Origin of the sequence: Micromonospora salmantinae, assembly GCF_022230905.1 — a bacterium.
Taxonomy (GTDB): Bacteria; Actinomycetota; Actinomycetes; order Mycobacteriales; family Micromonosporaceae; genus Micromonospora; species Micromonospora salmantinae.
The window spans coordinates 29,414-46,548 of sequence record NZ_JAKKFG010000045.1 but is presented as its reverse complement, the minus strand read 5'-3'; the positions used below and the strand labels follow the sequence as shown (position 1 = coordinate 46,548).

17 protein-coding genes are annotated in these 17,135 nt (G+C 71.1%); 12 read left to right on the top strand and 5 right to left on the bottom strand.

Annotation, left to right across the window (positions count from 1 at the left end; genetic code table 11):
• Positions 1-87 precede the first annotated feature (87 nt).
• Entirely contained in the window at positions 88-699 is a 612-nt protein-coding gene (locus PSH03_RS29095) for a PadR family transcriptional regulator (RefSeq protein ID WP_210784472.1), read from the bottom strand.
• Between the two features lie 150 nt (positions 700-849).
• Here PSH03_RS29095 and PSH03_RS29090 point away from each other — a divergent pair, with 150 nt between their 5' ends.
• On the top strand, positions 850-2,595 hold the full coding sequence (locus PSH03_RS29090) for an acetyl/propionyl/methylcrotonyl-CoA carboxylase subunit alpha (protein ID WP_238690998.1): 1,746 nt from the start codon (positions 850-852) through the stop codon (positions 2,593-2,595).
• Positions 2,596-2,636: 41 nt separating this feature from the next.
• Here the strand turns inward: PSH03_RS29090 and PSH03_RS29085 are convergent, their stop codons facing one another.
• Complete coding sequence (locus PSH03_RS29085; protein ID WP_210784437.1) at positions 2,637-3,530, bottom strand: LysR family transcriptional regulator ArgP; 894 nt, start codon at positions 3,528-3,530, stop codon at positions 2,637-2,639.
• 70 nt (positions 3,531-3,600) lie between these two features.
• Between PSH03_RS29085 and PSH03_RS29080 the strand changes: the two genes are divergently transcribed.
• Both PSH03_RS29080 and PSH03_RS29075 read left to right on the top strand, forming a co-directional pair.
• Positions 3,601-4,197: a LysE/ArgO family amino acid transporter gene (locus PSH03_RS29080; protein WP_210784438.1), complete on the top strand. Its 597-nt coding sequence runs from the start codon at positions 3,601-3,603 to the stop codon at positions 4,195-4,197.
• Positions 4,198-4,296: 99 nt separating this feature from the next.
• A complete protein-coding gene (locus tag PSH03_RS29075) occupies positions 4,297-5,736 on the top strand; it encodes a GuaB1 family IMP dehydrogenase-related protein (protein ID WP_210784439.1) in 1,440 nt (479 codons plus the stop codon).
• Positions 5,737-5,845: 109 nt separating this feature from the next.
• Here PSH03_RS29075 and PSH03_RS29070 read toward each other — a convergent pair whose 3' ends face one another.
• Complete coding sequence (locus tag PSH03_RS29070; RefSeq protein WP_210784440.1) at positions 5,846-6,406, bottom strand: TetR/AcrR family transcriptional regulator; 561 nt, start codon at positions 6,404-6,406, stop codon at positions 5,846-5,848.
• An 83-nt stretch (positions 6,407-6,489) separates the two neighbouring features.
• On the opposite strand from PSH03_RS29070, the gene PSH03_RS29065 reads away from it, so the two are divergent.
• The 4 genes from PSH03_RS29065 to PSH03_RS29050 are packed head-to-tail and all read left to right on the top strand — an operon-like array spanning position 6,490 to position 11,273.
• Positions 6,490-6,936, top strand: coding sequence for a DoxX family protein (locus PSH03_RS29065; RefSeq protein ID WP_210784441.1), 447 nt, complete (start codon positions 6,490-6,492; stop codon positions 6,934-6,936).
• 25 nt (positions 6,937-6,961) lie between these two features.
• Complete coding sequence (locus PSH03_RS29060; protein WP_210784442.1) at positions 6,962-7,444, top strand: MarR family winged helix-turn-helix transcriptional regulator; 483 nt, start codon at positions 6,962-6,964, stop codon at positions 7,442-7,444.
• On the top strand, positions 7,438-9,171 hold the full coding sequence (locus PSH03_RS29055) for an ABC transporter ATP-binding protein (protein WP_210784443.1): 1,734 nt from the start codon (positions 7,438-7,440) through the stop codon (positions 9,169-9,171). The genes PSH03_RS29060 and PSH03_RS29055 overlap by 7 nt, the downstream gene beginning before the upstream one ends.
• Positions 9,168-11,273: an ABC transporter ATP-binding protein gene (locus tag PSH03_RS29050; protein ID WP_372494909.1), complete on the top strand. Its 2,106-nt coding sequence runs from the start codon at positions 9,168-9,170 to the stop codon at positions 11,271-11,273. The genes PSH03_RS29055 and PSH03_RS29050 overlap by 4 nt, the downstream gene beginning before the upstream one ends.
• 39 nt (positions 11,274-11,312) lie before the next feature.
• Here PSH03_RS29050 and thrS read toward each other — a convergent pair whose 3' ends face one another.
• Positions 11,313-12,530 carry a threonine--tRNA ligase gene (gene thrS, locus PSH03_RS29045; protein ID WP_210784444.1) on the bottom strand — a complete coding sequence of 406 codons (1,218 nt, stop codon included), beginning with the start codon at positions 12,528-12,530 and terminating at the stop codon, positions 11,313-11,315.
• Positions 12,531-13,038: 508 nt separating this feature from the next.
• Between thrS and PSH03_RS29040 the strand changes: the two genes are divergently transcribed.
• The 4 genes from PSH03_RS29040 (at position 13,039) to PSH03_RS29025 (ending at position 15,183) form a co-directional block, all read left to right on the top strand.
• A complete protein-coding gene (locus PSH03_RS29040) occupies positions 13,039-13,668 on the top strand; it encodes a DedA family protein (protein WP_238690997.1) in 630 nt (209 codons plus the stop codon).
• 44 nt (positions 13,669-13,712) lie between these two features.
• The gene (locus PSH03_RS29035) at positions 13,713-14,081 is read left to right on the top strand and encodes a type II toxin-antitoxin system RelE/ParE family toxin (RefSeq protein WP_210784446.1); all 369 of its coding nucleotides are present in this window, start codon (positions 13,713-13,715) and stop codon (positions 14,079-14,081) included.
• Positions 14,078-14,410, top strand: coding sequence for a helix-turn-helix domain-containing protein (locus PSH03_RS29030; RefSeq protein WP_124823083.1), 333 nt, complete (start codon positions 14,078-14,080; stop codon positions 14,408-14,410). The genes PSH03_RS29035 and PSH03_RS29030 overlap by 4 nt, the downstream gene beginning before the upstream one ends.
• Before the next feature lie 152 nt (positions 14,411-14,562).
• Positions 14,563-15,183: a DUF998 domain-containing protein gene (locus PSH03_RS29025; protein ID WP_238690996.1), complete on the top strand. Its 621-nt coding sequence runs from the start codon at positions 14,563-14,565 to the stop codon at positions 15,181-15,183.
• Here PSH03_RS29025 and PSH03_RS29020 read toward each other — a convergent pair.
• Positions 15,161-16,564: an NAD(P)H-quinone dehydrogenase gene (locus tag PSH03_RS29020; protein ID WP_112588199.1), complete on the bottom strand. Its 1,404-nt coding sequence runs from the start codon at positions 16,562-16,564 to the stop codon at positions 15,161-15,163. The two genes, PSH03_RS29025 and PSH03_RS29020, sit on opposite strands and share 23 nt — an antisense overlap.
• 106 nt (positions 16,565-16,670) lie before the next feature.
• On the opposite strand from PSH03_RS29020, the gene PSH03_RS29015 reads away from it, so the two are divergent.
• A complete protein-coding gene (locus tag PSH03_RS29015) occupies positions 16,671-17,126 on the top strand; it encodes a gamma-glutamylcyclotransferase family protein (RefSeq protein WP_112588201.1) in 456 nt (151 codons plus the stop codon).
• The last annotated feature ends 9 nt before the right edge of the window (positions 17,127-17,135 follow it).

Genomic DNA, 17,135 nt, shown 5'->3' with positions numbered 1-17,135 from the left:
CCGTCGAGTGGGACGACGCCGGACGGCGCACTCCCCCGCTGTGCCGCCAGCAGGCTAACGCGATATAGCTTTTTTAGTCAACGTTGATTATTCCGCGTTGGTGTCGGACGGCTCCAGACCGTCCCTCCACCCCGACCAACCCTGCGCTTCATCCAGCTCAGCAGGCAGGTACGACACTCCGGAATCGATCCGCTCCGCGATTCGCTCGCACCAGCTCATCTCCGCCTCCGCCCGCGCCGACCACAACTCGAACATCCAGCCCACGTGCGCCGGCTTGCGGTTGCGCACCCAGTCCGACTCCAGCGAGGCGCGCATGGACTCGACGCCAGCGCGCAGCAGGTTGGCCCGGTTACGCAGGGCGGCGGCCGCCTCGGCGCGTGGCATGGCCGGCAGGAAGGAGAAGGCCGCCACGAACGGGTCGACGGGCTCGCTGATGGTCCACCAGGAGTTGCGCAGCAGCGTCTCGAACTCGTCCTCCCCCTTGACCGTCACCTCGTACGTGGTCCGTGCCGGACGGGCCCCCACCTGCTCGGTCGCGACGGCGCGGAGCAGCCCTTCCTCGGTGAGCTTGCGCAGGGCGTGATAGATCGATCCGGGCTGTACGTTCGCCCACTTGTCGGCGCTCCAGCTCAGCAGCTCACGGCGTACGTCGTAGCCGTGCACGGGCTGCATCCACCGCACCAGACCGAGAATCATCATCCGAGTCGAAGACACCCGACAAGCGTAATAGCCAAGTTTGACTAAACCGTGGCCGGCTCAGTGCGGCATCCCACACTGAGCGATCGTTAGGGCCGCCGTGGGTGGCCGATACACTCCCCGTCAGTAACCTGCCCGGGAGGAGCCACGAAGGTGCGCAAGGTACTCATCGCCAACCGCGGCGAGATCGCCGTCCGGGTGATCCGCGCGTGCCGCGACGCCGGCCTGGGCAGCGTCGCCGTGTACGCGGACTCCGACCGCGACGCCCTGCACGCCACCCTCGCGGACGAGGCGTACGCGCTCGGCGGGGACAGCGCGACCGAGACCTACCTGCGCATCGACAAGCTGCTCGACGTCGCCGCTCGGGCCGGCGCCGACGCCGTACACCCGGGTTACGGCTTCCTCAGTGAGAACGCCGACTTCGCCCAGGCCGTCATCGACGCCGGGCTGACCTGGATCGGCCCCACCCCGCAGGCGATCCGCGACCTGGGCGACAAGGTCACCGCCCGGCACATCGCCCAGCGGGCCGGCGCACCGCTGGTCCCCGGCACCCCGGACCCGGTGGCCAGCCCGGACGAGGTGATGGCCTTCGCCGTCGACCACGGCCTGCCGGTCGCCATCAAGGCCGCCTTCGGTGGCGGCGGGCGCGGCCTCAAGGTCGCCCGCACGATGGAGGAGATCCCCCAGCTGTTCGAGTCGGCCACCCGGGAGGCGGTCGCGGCGTTCGGTCGGGGCGAGTGCTTCGTCGAGCGGTACCTCGACCAGCCCCGGCACGTCGAGGCGCAGGTCCTCGCCGACCAGCACGGCAACGTGATCGTGGTGGGCACCCGGGACTGCTCGTTGCAGCGGCGTCACCAGAAGCTCGTCGAGGAGGCGCCCGCGCCGTTCCTCACCGACGCCCAGCGCGCGCAGATCCACGAGAGCGCCAAGGCGATCTGCCGCGAGGCCGGCTACCACGGCGCCGGCACCGTGGAATACCTGGTCGGCGTCGACGGCACCATCTCCTTCCTGGAGGTCAACACCCGACTTCAGGTCGAGCACCCGGTCACCGAGGAGACCGCCGGCGTCGACCTGGTCCGCGAGCAGTTCCGGATCGCCGACGGCGAGAAACTGCGGATCACGGAGGACCCGACGCCGCGCGGGCACGCGATCGAGTTCCGGATCAACGGCGAGGACCCGGGCCGCAACTTCCTGCCCGCCCCCGGCACTGTCACCGCGCTACGCCTGCCCAGCGGGCCGGGTGTGCGGGTCGACACCGGCATCTCGGCCGGCGACGTGATCGGCGGCAACTTCGACTCACTGCTCGCCAAGGTGATCATCACGGGTGAGACGCGGACCGAGGCGCTGGAGCGCGCCCGCCGCGCGTTGGACGAGATGGTCCTCGACGGGATGGCCACCGCGCTGCCGTTCCACCGGCTCGTCGTGCGGGACGAGGCGTTCACCGCCGAGCCGTTCACAGTGCACACCCGGTGGATCGAGACCGAGTTCCACAACACCGTGCCGCCGTTCACCGCCGCCGGCGCCGCCGACGCGCCGGCCGAACGCGACACCGTCGTGGTCGAGGTGGGCGGCAAGCGCATCGAGGTCAGCCTCCCCGCCGGCTTCGGTGGGAGTACGACCACCGCGGCACCCGCCGCCCGCAAGCCGACCCGGCGCGGCGGCGCCAAGGCCGGTGCCCCGGTCGGCGGCGACGCGCTCGCCTCGCCGATGCAGGGCACCATCGTCAAGATCGCGGTGGCGGACGGCGACACGGTGGCCGAGGGCGACCTGGTCGTGGTGCTGGAGGCGATGAAGATGGAGCAGCCGCTGCACGCGCACAAGGCGGGCACGGTCAGCGGTCTCAGCGCCGAGGTCGGCGCCGTGATCACGGCCGGTGCCCCCATCTGCACCATCGCCTGAGCGCCCGACTCTGCACCATCGCCTGAGCGCCCGGCGGGCGGTCAGCGCAGGGCTTCGGCGGCGACCGCGCGGACGGCGGCGGTCAGGGCGTTCAGCACGTCCGACTCCAGCCGCCAGTGCTGCCAGTACAGCGGAACGTCGAGGTGTCGGCCCGGCGCGAGGTCGACACAGCGACCGGTGGTCAGGTCGGCCTGGGCGATCTGTTCCGGTACCAGACCCCAACCCAACCCGAGACGGATCGCCTCGCTGAACGCCGGCACCGACGGCACGTAGTGCACCGGCGGGTCGAGCGGTCGGCCGACCACCGCCCGGATGAACCGGTGTTGCACCAGGTCCTTCCGGTCGAAGACCGCCAGCGGGGTGCTCGCCAGCGCGGCTGCGGTGAATCCCTCGCCGAAGTAAGACGCCGCGAATTCCGGGGTGGCCAACGCGCGGTAGCGCGTGACCCCGAGCCGCAGCACCCGGCAGCCCTGCACGGCCTCCCGCTGGGCGGTGACCGCCGCCGTCACCGAACCGTCGCGGAGCAGCTCGGCGGTGTGGTCCTGATCGTCCTGCCGCAGGTCGAACGAGAGCCCGGCCCGCTGCGGCAGCCGGGCCAGCGCGGCGGGAAACCAGGTGGCCAGCGAGTCCGCGTTGACCACCACGGCGACCCGGATCCGGCCACCGCCGGCCAGCGGGCCGCGGGCATCGGTCAGCGCCTCCCGTTCGAGCAGCGCGAGCTGGCCGGCCAGGCGCAGCAGCGGGCGACCCGCGTCGGTGGCCACGCACGGACGGGCGCGGCGGACCAGCACCTGGCCGACAGTTTCCTCCAGCGCCTTGATCCGTTGGCTCACCGCCGACGGCGTGACGTGCAGCAGCCGGGCCGCCGCGTCGAAGCTGCCCTCCGCCACCACCGCCGCGAGCGTCCGTAGCTGCGCCGAGTCGAGACCATCCATCAGCTCAGCTTAAGTTGCGTGAGAATCTTTAGTTGGACTGGTGGCCGTCCACGGTCCTAGCGTCGACTGCGTGCTCATCTCCGCCGTCGCCGGCTTCTCGATCTCCATCGCGCTCATCGTCGCCATCGGCGCCCAGAACGCCTTCGTCCTGCGCCAGGGCCTGCGACGCGAGCACGTCGTACCCGTGGTGCTGACCTGCGCCGCGTCGGACGCGCTGCTGATCATGGCGGGAGTGGCCGGGGTCGGTTCGCTGGTGACCGGCCGACCCGGCCTCATGATGGCGATCCGCTGGGGCGGTGCGGCCTTCCTGCTCTGCTACGCGGCGCTCGCCGCCCGCCGCGCCCTGCGTCAGGGCGCTCTGCTGCCCACCGAGCGGCCGCCGGCCACGTTGGGGGCGACCCTGCTCGCCTGCGCCGCCTTCACCTACCTGAACCCGCACGTCTACCTGGACACCGTGCTGCTCCTGGGCAGCGTGGCCCAACAACACCCGCACCGGTGGGTCTTCGGCGCCGGTGCGGCCCTGGCCAGCGTGGTCTGGTTCAGCGCGCTCGGCGTCGGCGCGCAGCGCCTCGCGCCGCTGCTCGCCCGCGCCGTCGCCTGGCGGGTGCTCGACGCTGTCATCGCCGTCGTGATGGCCGGGCTCGCCGTGGCACTTCTGCTGGGCTGACTGGTCTGCGCCCGGCCGGGCTCGCCGTGGCACTCCTGATGTGAGTGTTTTCCGCGACCACCGGCGGTGGAACCGGCCGCGAGCGGGAATGATTGTCGGGTGCGGTTCCTTCACGGCGCGGCTCCCGCGCACGACCTGACCTATACCGACGTCTTCATGGCGCCGGCCCGCTCCGACCTGGGCTCCCGACTCGACGTCGACCTCTCCACCGGCGACGGCACCGGCACCACCATTCCGTTGGTGGTGTCGAACATGACCGCGGTCGCCGGACGGCGGATGGCGGAGACGGTGGCCCGCCGGGGTGCCATCACGGTGATTCCGCAGGACATCCCGATCGAGGTGGTGGCGAACGTCGTCGCCTGGGTCAAGCAGCGGCACCTCGTCTACGACACCCCCATCACGCTGGGCCCGACCGAGACCGTGGGCGATGCCATCCATCTGCTGCCCAAGCGCTCGCACGGTGCGGTGATCGTGGTCGACGACGCCGGCCGGCCGATGGGTGTGGTCACCGAGGCGGACACCACGGGCGTGGACCGCTTCGCGCAACTGCGTCACGTGATGTCCACCGAGCTGCACACCGTCCCGGCGGACGCGGATCCTCGTACCGGTTTCGATCTGCTCTCGGCGGGCCGTCGCCGACTCGCCCCGGTGGTGGACGCCGAGGGCCGGCTGATCGGGGTGCTGACCCGACAGGGCGCGCTGCGCGCCACCCTCTACACACCGGCCGTGGACGACCGGGGTCGGCTTCGGATCGCGGCGGCCGTCGGGATCAACGGGGACGTGACCGGCAAGGCCGCGGCGCTGCTGGAAGCGGGGGTGGACACGTTGGTGGTGGACACCGCGCACGGCCACCAGGCACGGATGATCTCCGCACTTCAGGCGGTCCGGAAGCTCGACCCGGGGGTGCCGGTGGCGGCCGGCAACGTGGTCACCGCCGAGGGCGTACGCGACCTGGTGGAGGCGGGGGCGGACATCATCAAGGTCGGCGTCGGCCCAGGGGCGATGTGCACCACCCGGATGATGACCGGCGTGGGTCGACCGCAGTTCTCCGCCGTGCTCGACTGCGCGGCCGCCGCCCGCCAACTGGGCCGGCACGTGTGGGCCGACGGCGGGGTGCGACACCCCCGGGACGTGGCGCTCGCGCTCGCCGCCGGCGCGTCGAACGTGATGATCGGCTCCTGGTTCGCCGGCACCTACGAGTCCCCCGGCGACCTCTACACCGACGCGGACGGCCGGCGGTACAAGGAGAGCTTCGGAATGGCCTCGGCTCGGGCGGTCAGCGCCCGAACCGCCGACGACAGCCCGTACGACCGGGCCCGCAAGGCGGTCTTCGAGGAGGGCATCTCCTCGGCCCGGATGCACCTGGACCCGGCCCGCCCCGGTGTCGAGGACCTGATCGACGAGATCATCGCGGGGGTACGCAGCGCCTTCACCTACGCCGGCGCACGGGACCTGACCCAGTTCCACGAGCGGGCCATCGTCGGCGTGCAGAGCGCCGCCGGCTTCACCGAAGGAATGCCCCTCCCCACCAGCTGGTAACCCCACCACCCACCCACCCACCTCGTTGATCATGAAGTTATTGCCTTCCGCTTCGGCGTGTCATGGCAATAACTTCATGATCAACCGGGGCGGGCCGGGGTGGGTGGGGTTAGGTGGAGAGTCGGCGTAGGACGGCGCGGGCTGCCTCGCGGGGGTTGTCGCCCACGCGGTCGGGCAGTGCGCCGGCCAGCCAGAGCGTGGCGAAGCCGTGCGCGATCGACCAGGCCGCGAGCGAGTCCCGGTCGGTGTCGGCGGGTGCGCCGCCGCCGGACAGCGCCGCCACCCCGGAGCGGAGCGCGGTGCCGGCCCGGCCCCGCGCCGCGATCAGCTCGGCGTCGTCAGCCCGGTAGAGCTCCGGCCGGAACATCACCTCGAAGTACGCCCGGCGAGTGACGGCGAAGTCGACGTACGCGACGCCGGCCTCCAACAGGTCGTCATCCGCCTCGGTCAACGTCTGGGCCAACAGGTCGAAGCCCTGCGCGGCGAGCGCGGTGAGCAGGCCCGCCTTGTCGCCGAAGTGGTGCGCGGGCGCGGCGTGCGAGACACCGGCCCGGCGGGCCAGATCGCGCAGGCTCAGCGCGGCCGGGCCGACCTCCTCGACGGCCTCCAGCGCCGCGGCGAGCAGGGCGCGGCGCAGATCGCCGTGATGGTAGGCGCGGGTGTCGGTCATGCACGAATCCTATCTTGCCATTGACAAGATGAAGCCTCGAAGCGCAATCTTGTCACTGACAAGTTTTACGGAGGAGGATTCCGATGGCACCCCTGATCGCCTTGATCGTCGGCACCGCGCTGGCCCGAATCGCCGGCCTTGCCGGCATCTCCGCACTGGACGGCTGGCATCCCGCGCTGCGCGTCGGGCTGGCCGTGATGTTCGCGCTCACCGCCGTCGCGCACTTCGTCGGCCAGCGCCGCGCCGACCTGATCGCGATGGTCCCGCCCCGACTGCCCCGGCCGGACCTGCTGGTCACCGTGACCGGCGTGCTGGAGCTGGTCGGCGCGGTCGGCCTCCTGGTGCCAGCGACCGCCCGGGTCGCGGCGGCCGGGCTCGGCCTGCTCATGCTCGCCATGTTCCCGGCCAACGTCTCGGCCGCCCGCCGCGAACTGACCCTCGCCGGCCGCCCGGTCACCCCGCTCGCCCAGCGAACCGCCCTGCAGATCGTGTTCGTTGCCACCGCTGCGGCAATTTCGTTTGGCCCCTGACTATCAGGAAGCTAACCTGCTTGTCGTGGAACTCGTGACCCTCCAGGACGTGCCGCTCGGCCGGCTGCTGGTGGTGGCCGGGCACCTGGTCGGGCAGCGGTGGAACCGCTACCTCGCCGAGGAGCACGGCCTCACCCAGGCCGGCATGATCACCCTGATGACGCTCGCCCGACACGGCGAGTTGCCGCATCGGGCGGTCGCCGAGAAGGGGTTCGTCCGCCCGGCGACCCTGACCGGCATCGTCGACACACTCGAGCGCGACGGTCTGGTCGAGCGGCGGCGCGACGACAACGACCGACGCAGCATCCGACTCGCCATCACCCCCACCGGGCGGGAACGGGTGGCCGCACTCGACGCGCTCATGCACTCCGGACGGCCCCTCACCTCGGTCGACGCCGACCCGGCGAAGGCCCAGGTGATCCGAGAGTTCCTGCTTGAGGTCATCGGCAGCGGAGACGACCCGCGGATGACCGGACGCCCCACCGAAACGAAGGACGCGGCGTGCTGATCCGACTCCTGCGCGGCCAACTGCGCACCTATCAGAGACCGTTGCTGGCGGTCGTGCTGCTCCAGTTCGTGGGCACCATGGCCTCGCTCTACCTGCCCAGCCTGAACGCGGACATCATCGACCAGGGGGTGGCCCGGGGCGACACCGACTACATCGTGCGCACCGGCGGCTGGATGCTGCTGGTCAGCCTGATCCAGATCGTCTGCTCGATCGCCGCCGTCTACCTGGGCGCCCGGGTCGCGATGGGCTTCGGCCGCGACGTACGCGCCGAGCTGTTCGGGCACGTCAACCGCTTCTCCGCCCGCGAGGTGGCCCGGTTCGGGGCACCGTCGCTGATCACCCGCAACACCAACGACGTGCAGCAGGTGCAGATGCTCGTGCTGATGAGCTGCACGATGCTCGTCGCCGCACCGATCATGAGCGTCGGCGGCGTGTTCATGGCGCTGCGTGAGGACGTCGGACTCTCCTGGCTGATGCTGGTCAGCGTGCCGGTGCTGGCCATCGCCCTCGGCGCGATCATCCGTCGGATGGTGCCGGGCTTCCGGCTGATGCAGACCCGCATCGACACTGTCAACCGGGTGCTGCGGGAGCAGATCACCGGCATCCGGGTGGTCCGCGCGTTCGTCCGCGAGCCGTACGAGACGGACCGCTTCGGCGTCGCCAACGCCGACCTGACCGCCACCGCGCTGCGTACCGGTCGGTTGCTGGCGTTGATCTTCCCGGTGGTCATGCTGGTGCTGAACGTCTCCAGCGTGGCGGTGCTCTGGTTCGGCGCGCAGCGGGTGGACGCCGGCGCGATCCAGGTCGGCGCGCTCACCGCGTTCCTGCAGTACCTGATGCAGATCCTGATGGCGGTCATGATGGCCACCTTCATGCTGATGATGGTGCCGAGGGCGGCGGTCTGCGCCGAGCGGATCGTCGAGGTGCTGGACACCGACTCCTCGGTGGTCCCGGCCGCCGCGCCGGTCACCGAGCTGCCCACCCGAGCCGAGTTGGAGCTGCGCGGGGTGCGCTTCCAGTACCCGGGCGCGGTGGAGCCGGTGCTGCGTGACATCTCCTTCCGGGCGACCCCGGGCACCACCACGGCGATCATCGGCAGCACCGGCGCGGGCAAGACGACGCTGCTGTCGCTGATCCCCCGCCTGGTCGACGTCACCGACGGCGCGGTGCTGGTCGACGGGGTGGACGTACGGGAGCTGGCGCCGGACGAGCTGTGGCGACGCATCGGCCTGGTGCCGCAGCGGCCGTACCTGTTCACCGGGACGGTCGCCAGCAACCTGCGCTACGGCAACCCGGACGCCACCGACGAGGAACTGTGGACGGCGCTGGAGATCGCCCAGGCCCGGGACTTCGTGGCCCAGATGCCCGGCGGGCTGGACGCCCCGATCGCCCAGGGCGGCACCACCGTATCCGGTGGGCAGCGGCAGCGCCTGGCCATCGCCCGGGCCCTGGTCCGGCAACCGGAGATCTACCTCTTCGACGACTCGTTCTCCGCGCTCGACCTGGGCACCGACGCGCGGCTGCGAGCGGCCCTGCGGCCGGTCACCGCGCAGGCGGCGGTGGTGATCGTGGCCCAGCGGGTCTCCACGATCATCGACGCCGATCAGATCATCGTCCTGGAAAACGGAGGGGTCGTCGGAGTGGGACGACATGCGGAGTTGTTGGACACCTGCCCGACGTACGCCGAGATCGTGGCCTCGCAGCAGACCTCGGAGGTGGCGGCATGAGCGAGCGTGACGAGCCGCGCACCGCGGCCGTACCCAGTCAGAAGCCGGCCGGCGACGGACGGACGTCGGATGAGCCGGCGCAGCAGCCCGGCGGGGAAACCGCGTCCGCGACCGGCAGCGGCGCGGCGACGCCGAAGCGGCTGCCGCCCGGCCGTCAGGGGGGCGGTCCGGGATGGATGAGCGCCGGAATGCCCGCCGAGAAGTCGATGAACTTCGGGCCGTCGGCCCGACGTCTGCTCGGCCGGCTGCGCTCGCACCGACTGCACCTGGCCGCGATCATCACGTTGGCAGTGGTGAGCGTCGGGTTCAGCGTGGCCGGGCCGAAGATCCTCGGCCACGCCACCGACCTGATCTTCAACGGGGTGATCGGCCGGCAACTGCCGGCCGGCAGCACCGCCGAACAGGCCGTCGCGGCGGCCCGGGCCAGCGGCAACGACAGCTTCGCCGACATGCTGGCCCGGATGGACGTGGTGCCCGGGGTGGGCATCGACTTCGGCGCCCTGAGTCGGGTGCTGCTGCTGGCGCTCGGGCTCTACCTGGCGGCGAGCCTGCTGTCCTGGTGGCAGGGTTGGCTGCTCAACGGGGTGGTCCAGCGCACGGTGCTGCGGCTGCGCGCCGAGGTGGAGGAGAAGCTCAACCGGCTGCCGCTGCCCTACTTCGACAGGCAGCCGCGCGGTGAGTTGCTCAGCCGGGTCACCAACGACATCGACAACATCTCCACCAGCCTCCAGCAGACCCTCAGCCAGTTGCTCACCTCGCTGCTGACCGTCGTCGGCGTGCTGGCCGTGATGTTCTGGATCTCGCCGGTGCTGGCCCTGGTGGCCCTGGTCGCGGTGCCGTTGTCGGTGCTGGTCACCCAGCGCATCGCCAAGCGCTCCCAGAAGCAGTTCATCGCCCAGTGGACGCACACCGGCGAGTTGAACGGCCAGATCGAGGAGGCGTACACCGGTCATGAGCTGGTGAAGGTCTTCGGCCGGCAGCGTGAGGTGGAGGCCGCGTTCCACGCGAAGAACGAGGAGTTGTTCCGGGCCAGCTTCGGGGCACAGTTCATCTCCGGGATCATCATGCCGTCGATGATGTTCATCGGAAACCTGAGCTACGTGGCGATCGCCGTGGTCGGCGGGCTGCGGGTCGCGTCCGGCACGATGAGCCTCGGCGACGTGCAGGCGTTCATCCAGTACTCCCGCCAGTTCACCCAGCCGCTCACCCAACTCGCCTCGATGGCCAACCTGCTCCAGTCCGGGGTGGCCTCGGCCGAGCGGGTCTTCGCGGTGCTCGACGCGGACGAGCAGACCCCCGACCCGGTCGCGCCGGCCCGGGTCATCGACCCGCACGGTCGGGTCGAGTTCGAGCACGTCTCGTTCCGCTACGAGCCGGACAAGCCGCTGATCGACGACCTGTCGCTGGTCGCCGAGCCCGGACACACGGTGGCCATCGTCGGCCCGACCGGCGCCGGCAAGACCACCCTGGTCAACCTGGTGATGCGGTTCTACGAGCTGGACGCCGGCCGGATCACGCTCGACGGGGTGGACATCACCACGATGCGCCGCGACGACCTGCGCGGCCGGATCGGCATGGTGCTCCAGGACACCTGGCTGTTCGGCGGCACCATCCGGGACAACATCGCCTACGGGCGGCCGGACGCGACCGAGGAGGAGATCCTCGCCGCCGCCCGGGCCACCTTCGTGGACCGGTTCGTGCGCAGCCTGCCCGACGGCTACGACACCGTCATCGACGAGGAGGGCAGCAACGTCAGCGCCGGCGAGAAGCAGCTCATCACCATCGCGCGGGCGTTCCTCGCCGAGCCGTCACTGCTGATCCTCGACGAGGCCACCAGCTCGGTGGACACCCGCACCGAGGTGCTGCTGCAACGGGCGATGGCCGCGCTGCGCTCGGACCGGACCAGCTTCGTGATCGCGCACCGGCTCTCCACCATCCGCGACGCCGATCTGATCCTGATGATGGAGGACGGTCGGATCGTCGAGCAGGGCACCCACGAGCAGTTGCTCGCCGCCCAGGGCGCGTACCACCGGCTCTACCGCTCGCAGTTCACCGGCGCGGTGGTCGACGAGGAACCGGCCGCCCAACCGGCGTCGGTCTGAGGTCGGACGGCCGTGCGCGCGAGACGATCGGTGGGCGTGTCAGTCCGACGGCAGCAGGTCGGCCGCGCGGGCGGCGACCTGCCCGCCGATCAGGGCGAGAGCCGCGCCGGCGGGCATCGGCGCCAGGGCGCGGCCGCCGCGCAGGCGCAGCGCGAGGTGCCCGTCGGCCACCTCCCGGGCACCCAACACCCCGAGGTACGGGACGCGGCGGCGGGCCGCGTCCCGTACCCGGGCGCCCAGCGAGCCGGCGGCGTCGACCTCGACCCGCAGGCCGGCGTCGCCCGCCCGGCGGGCCAGGTCGGCCGCCGCGTCGACCTGGCCGTCGTCGACCGGCAGCAGCACCAACTGGACGGGCGCGTACCAGGCCGGGAACGCCCCCTCGTGCACCTCGATGAGGTACGCGAACAGCCGCTCCATGCTGCCGACCAGGCTGCGGTGCACCATGACCGGCCGACGCCGGCTGCCGTCCGAGTCGGTGTACGACAGGTCGAACCGTTCCGGCTTGTCGAAGTCCAGTTGGATGGTGGAGATGGTCGACTCCCGACCGGCGGCGTCGACGATCTGAATGTCGATCTTCGGGCCGTAGAAGGCAGCCTCCCCCGGCGCCTCGACGTACTCCACCCCGGCCAGCGCCTCCCGGAGCAACTCCTCGGCGCGAGCCCACTGGACGTCGTCGCCGACGTACTTCTCGCCCGGCCCGCGCAGCGACAGCCGGAACCCGGCCGGCCGGACACCGAGCGCGGCGTGCGCGGCACGGATCAGCCCGAGGATCTCGACGACCTCCGCGCCGACCTGCTCGGGGGCGCAGAAGGTGTGCGCGTCGTTGAGCGAGATGGCGCGCACCCGGGACAGCCCGCCGAGCACACCGGAGCGCTCCGAGCGGTACATCCCGCCCAGCTCCGCGATCCGCAACGGCAACTCCCGGTAGGAACGGCCCCGCGCCCGGAAGACCAACGCGTGATGCGGGCAGAGCGCCGGCCGGAGCACGAACTCGTCGTCGGCGCTCAGCCGCATCGGCGGGAACATGTCGTCGGCGAAGTAGCCGAGATGGCCGGAGAGTTCGAAGAGTTCCCGCTTGCCAAGTGGCGGCGAGTAGACGTGCTGGTGGCCGGAGCGGCGCTCCAACTCCCGCACGTACTCCTCGACGGCGTGCCGGGCGGCGGCGCCGGCCGGCAGCCAGATCGGCAGGCCGGCGCCGGCCAGCGGGTCGGAGACGAAGAGGTCCAGCTCGCGGCCGAGCCTACGGTGGTCGATCATGTCGGGCTCCTGGATCGGGTACGACCCGGAGGCGACCTGAGCTCCGTTCGGCGCGCTGCCCTCGGGGGCGGATCGCCCCGGGGCCTGGTCGACGGTGGTTACGTCAGAGCGGCGCGCCGGGGACACCCGGCGTCGTGGTCATCACTACCGCGCTGCGCATACGGCGACCGTACCCGCGCGACGTTCGGGGACGCACCCGGATTTGCGGCGGAGGGGTGGGCCGCCGGCGCGGGACCCGCCGGCGGCCCTGGCGGCCGAATCGTCAGGAACGGGGGACCCGACGGGCATGGCCGCGCCGACAACGGTACGCCGACGAACGTCGTTCCGCCGCCCGCCTCGGACGGGTGGAACAGCCTCCGGACCCGTCACCCGGCAGCGACCGGCCTCGTTGTAGCCGGGTGGCCCAGTCGTGTCGACGGTCACGACGGGCCGGGGCCGTCCACCGTGACGCCGGACACGACGTCAGGCTCAAGACACCCAATCGGCCGCATTCGGCGAGGTGGCAGGCGTGCCCGAACTTCTGACTGACGTCGCGTCGCCGACGTGGGCGTACCTTGTGCTGCTCGCGCTGCTGATCGCGGACGCCTTCGTACCGGTGATCCCCACCCAGATCGTCATGATCACCAGTGGTGCGCTCACCGTCTACGGCGGGCTGAGCCTGCCGGTCACCATCGCCGTCGGCGCGCTCGGCGTATTCGTCGGCGACCTGGCGTGCTACCTGCTCGGGCGCAGCGCACCGGACCGGCGGCCACCCCGGCACGCCGAGCTGAGCCGCGCCCGACGGGTGGCCAGCCGGGTCACCCAGGGGCTGCGACAACCCGGGCCGCTGGTCATCCTGCTCTGCCGGTTCGTGCCCGGTGGCCGGATGGCAGCCTGCTTCTCGGCCGGGCGCAGCCGCTACCCGTACCGCCTGTTCGTGCTCTACGAGGCGGTCGCCGCGCTGGGCTGGGCCACCTACGGCGCGCTGGTCGGGCACCTGGGCGGCACCGCACTGACCGAGTCGGCGTGGCGGCTGGCCATCATCGCCACCGCCGCGGCGGCCGGCTTCGCCGCGGCCGGCTGGGCGATGACAGTGGTGAGCGCCCGCCACGCCCGCGCCGCCGCCGCCGCGGTCGCGGTCGACGTCCCCATCGACTGAGTGTCGTTGAATCTGCGGGTATAAGCTGCACTTATATTGGCAGCATGTGGGACGTCAAACTTCATCCTGAGGTCGAGGAGTGGTTCCTCAACCTCTGCAAGACGGATCCCGCCAGCGCCGACCTCATCAGCGAGGCCATCGACCTCCTCGCCGAACACGGGCCGGCGCTCGGGCGTCCCCTGGTTGACCGCCTCAAAGGCAGCATCTTCCACCACATGAAGGAGTTGCGGCCTGGGTCGACAGGCTCCACGGAGGTCCGCATGATCTTCGCTTTTGATCCCGTTCGAGAAGCTGTTTTTCTGGTCGCTGGCGACAAGTCGGGCCAGTGGCAGACTTGGTACAAGACGGCGGTCCCGTTGGCGGACGACCGGTTTCAGGAGCACCTCTCCAGGCTGAGGGAAACACAGAGATGACCGATGGAGCTGACTGGCAGGACGTCAAGGCGAAGGCCCGTGCGCTCGATCCATCCTGGGCTGATCCGGACCGGGTCTCCCGGCGCGCTCAGCACCGTGAGCAGATGCTGGCAGCGGTCAGTGGGGCGCAGCTGGCGGAGATCCGCAAGCACCTGGGTATGACTCAGGTGCAACTGGCCGAGGCGGCGGGGCTGACGCAGGCGAGGATCAGCCAGATCGAGAATGGCGAGCACACCAGCCTGGAATCACTCCGCGCCTACGTCACCGGCCTGGGTGGTCATCTCGACGTCGTCGCCCGCATTGGGAACATCCAGCTGAACGTCGCCTGACCTGGCGAAAGTCTTCGCAACCATTCGGACGTTCACGGACGCGCGGAAGCACGTGACGGCCAATGGCGGAAGGCCTCTAGGGGTGGTCCCGGGGGGCGATTTCCGTGGGCATCCCGGATTCGGGTGGGGTGTCTGCGGCGACAGGCTGAGGCATGCCTGTTACCCGGAGTACCGGCCTGCTGGCCCTGGGCGGGATCGCCCTGGCGGCGCTGCTCACCGTGATCGGCCACCTCGAAGTCAACGACGACCTCAACCCGTGGGCGTTGACCATCAGCGACTTCGCGGTCTCCGACCGGGGCGGCGTCATCGACGTCGCCATGGTGGTGCTCGCGCTCGCCACCGTGGCGTTGCTGTACGGACTACGCCGCGCCAGCCCACCCCGACCGCGTTCCGGTCGAACGGCCGAGCTGCTGCTCGGCGCGTGGGTGGGTGGGCTGCTGCTGGCCGCCTTGGTGCCGACGAACGAGCCGGGCACCGCCATGACCACCGCGGCCTACCTGCACCGGTACGCGTCGGTGATCGCCTTCCTGGCGTTGCCGGCGGCCGGTTGGCTGCTCGCCCGCCGACCTGACCTGACGCCCGCCGCCCGGACGCTACGCACCCTGGTCCTGCTGAGCCTGGCCCTGGCGGCGGCGATGATCTGGTCCGCCTACCCCGGCGACCGGATGCTCATCGGCCTGGCCGAACGCCTCCTGATCCTCACCGAGGTAGCGGTCCTGGCCACCGTGGCGCTGATCCACGCCCGGCCCGTCACTCCAGCTCGTGCAGCATGAGCTGACGGGCCGCCTCGGTGATGGAACCGGACAGCGACGGGTAGATGGTGATCGTCTGGGCCAGCTCGTTGACCGTGAGGTTGTTCTCCACCGCCATGGTGATGGGCAGGATCAGCTCGCTGGCCTTCGGAGCGACCACCACACCGCCGATCACCTGACCGCTGGCGGGACGGCAGAACAGCTTCACGAAACCGTCGGAGAGGTCGTCCATCTTGGCCCGGGCGTTGCCGGACAGCGGCAGCATCACCTGCCGGGCCGGCACCTTGCCCGCGTCCACCTCGTCCTGCGAGACACCCACCGTGGCCAGCTCCGGGTCGGTGAAGACGTTCGCCGCGACGGTACGCAGCCGCAGTGGGCGGACCGCCTCGCCGAGGGCGTGCCACATGGCGATCCGGCCCTGCATGGCGGCGACGCTGGCCAGCAGCAGCACGCCGGTGCAGTCGCCGGCGGCGTAGATGCCGGGCACGTTGGTCCGGGAGGCCCGGTCGACCGTCAGGTAGCCGCCCCGGCCCAGCTCCACCCCGTACTCGGTCAGACCCAGGTTGGCGGTGTTCGGGATCGAACCGACGGTGATCAGCGCGTGTGAGCCGGTCACCTTGCGGCCGTCGGAGAGCTCGACCTCGACGCCGTCGGCGGTACGCCGGACCGCGTCGGCCCGGGAGTTGTTGAGGATCTCCATGCCCCGGTTGCGGAACACCCGTTCGATGGCGGAGGCGGCGTCGGCGTCCTCGTGCGGCATCACCCGGTCCCGGCTGGAGACCAGCGTCACCTCGACGCCCATCGCCAGGTACGCGCTGGCGAACTCCGCGCCGGTCACGCCGGACCCGACCACGATCAGGTGCTCGGGCAGCTCCGGCAGGTCGTACACCTGTCGCCAGGTCAGGATGCGCTCACCGTCCGGTACGGCGGTGGGCAGCTGGCGGGGCGTCGAGCCGGTGGCCACCAGTACGGTGGACGCGTCGATCGAGTACTCCTCGCCGCCGTCGGCGGGGGTGACGACGACCCGGTGGGTGTGCCCGAGGGAGTCCTCGCCGAGCCGGGCGGTGCCGGCCACGAAGGTGACCCCCGCCTTCAGCAGCTTGGCGTGGATGTCCGCGGACTGCGCCAGGGCCAGCCGCTTGACCCGCCCGTGCACCGCCCGCGCGTCGACGGTGACCGCCTCCAGGCCGTCCGAGTGCACCCCGAACTCCTCGGTGTCCCGGTAGCCGGTGACCACCCCCGAGCTGGCGATGAAGGTCTTCGACGGTACGCAGTCGGAAAGCACGCAGGCACCGCCGGCACCGTCGGCCTCCACCACTGTGACATCGGCGTCCAGCTGGGCGGCGACCAGTGCCGCCTCGTACCCGGCCGGCCCCCCGCCGATGATCACGATCCGGCTCACAGCGTTCGCCCTTCGTCCATGGTCACAGTGACTTTCTTCTCCCGAGCGCATTCGACACGCACTGTCGTATTCTCCCCCACCCGTCGGCCGGGCTATCGTCATCGCCGTGCGTCATCACGCCGCCTACGGCTCAAATCTCGATCCCGCCCGGATGCGCGCCTACTGTCCGCATTCGCCGATGGTGGGCACCGGCTGGCTGGAGGGCTGGCGGCTGACCTTCGCCGGGGCCGACGTGATCGGCTGGGAGGGTGCGGTGAGCACCCTGGTCGAGTCTCCCGGTGACCGGGTCTTCGTGGCGCTCTACGACATCCACCCGTACGACGCGGGCCAGCTCGACGAGATCGAGGGGGTGACCGCCGGCACGTACCGCAAGCTGCACGTGCGGGTCTCCACCCTCGACGGCGACGTGACCGCGTGGATCTACGTCTTCAACGGGTACGAGGGTGGCCTGCCGACCTCGTGGTATCTGTCGGAGATCGCGAACGCCGCCGAGAAGGCGGGCGCCCCGGACGACTACGTCACCGAGTTGCGGGCCCGCCCCACCGGCACCGCCTCGGCGTAGCAGCGCGTA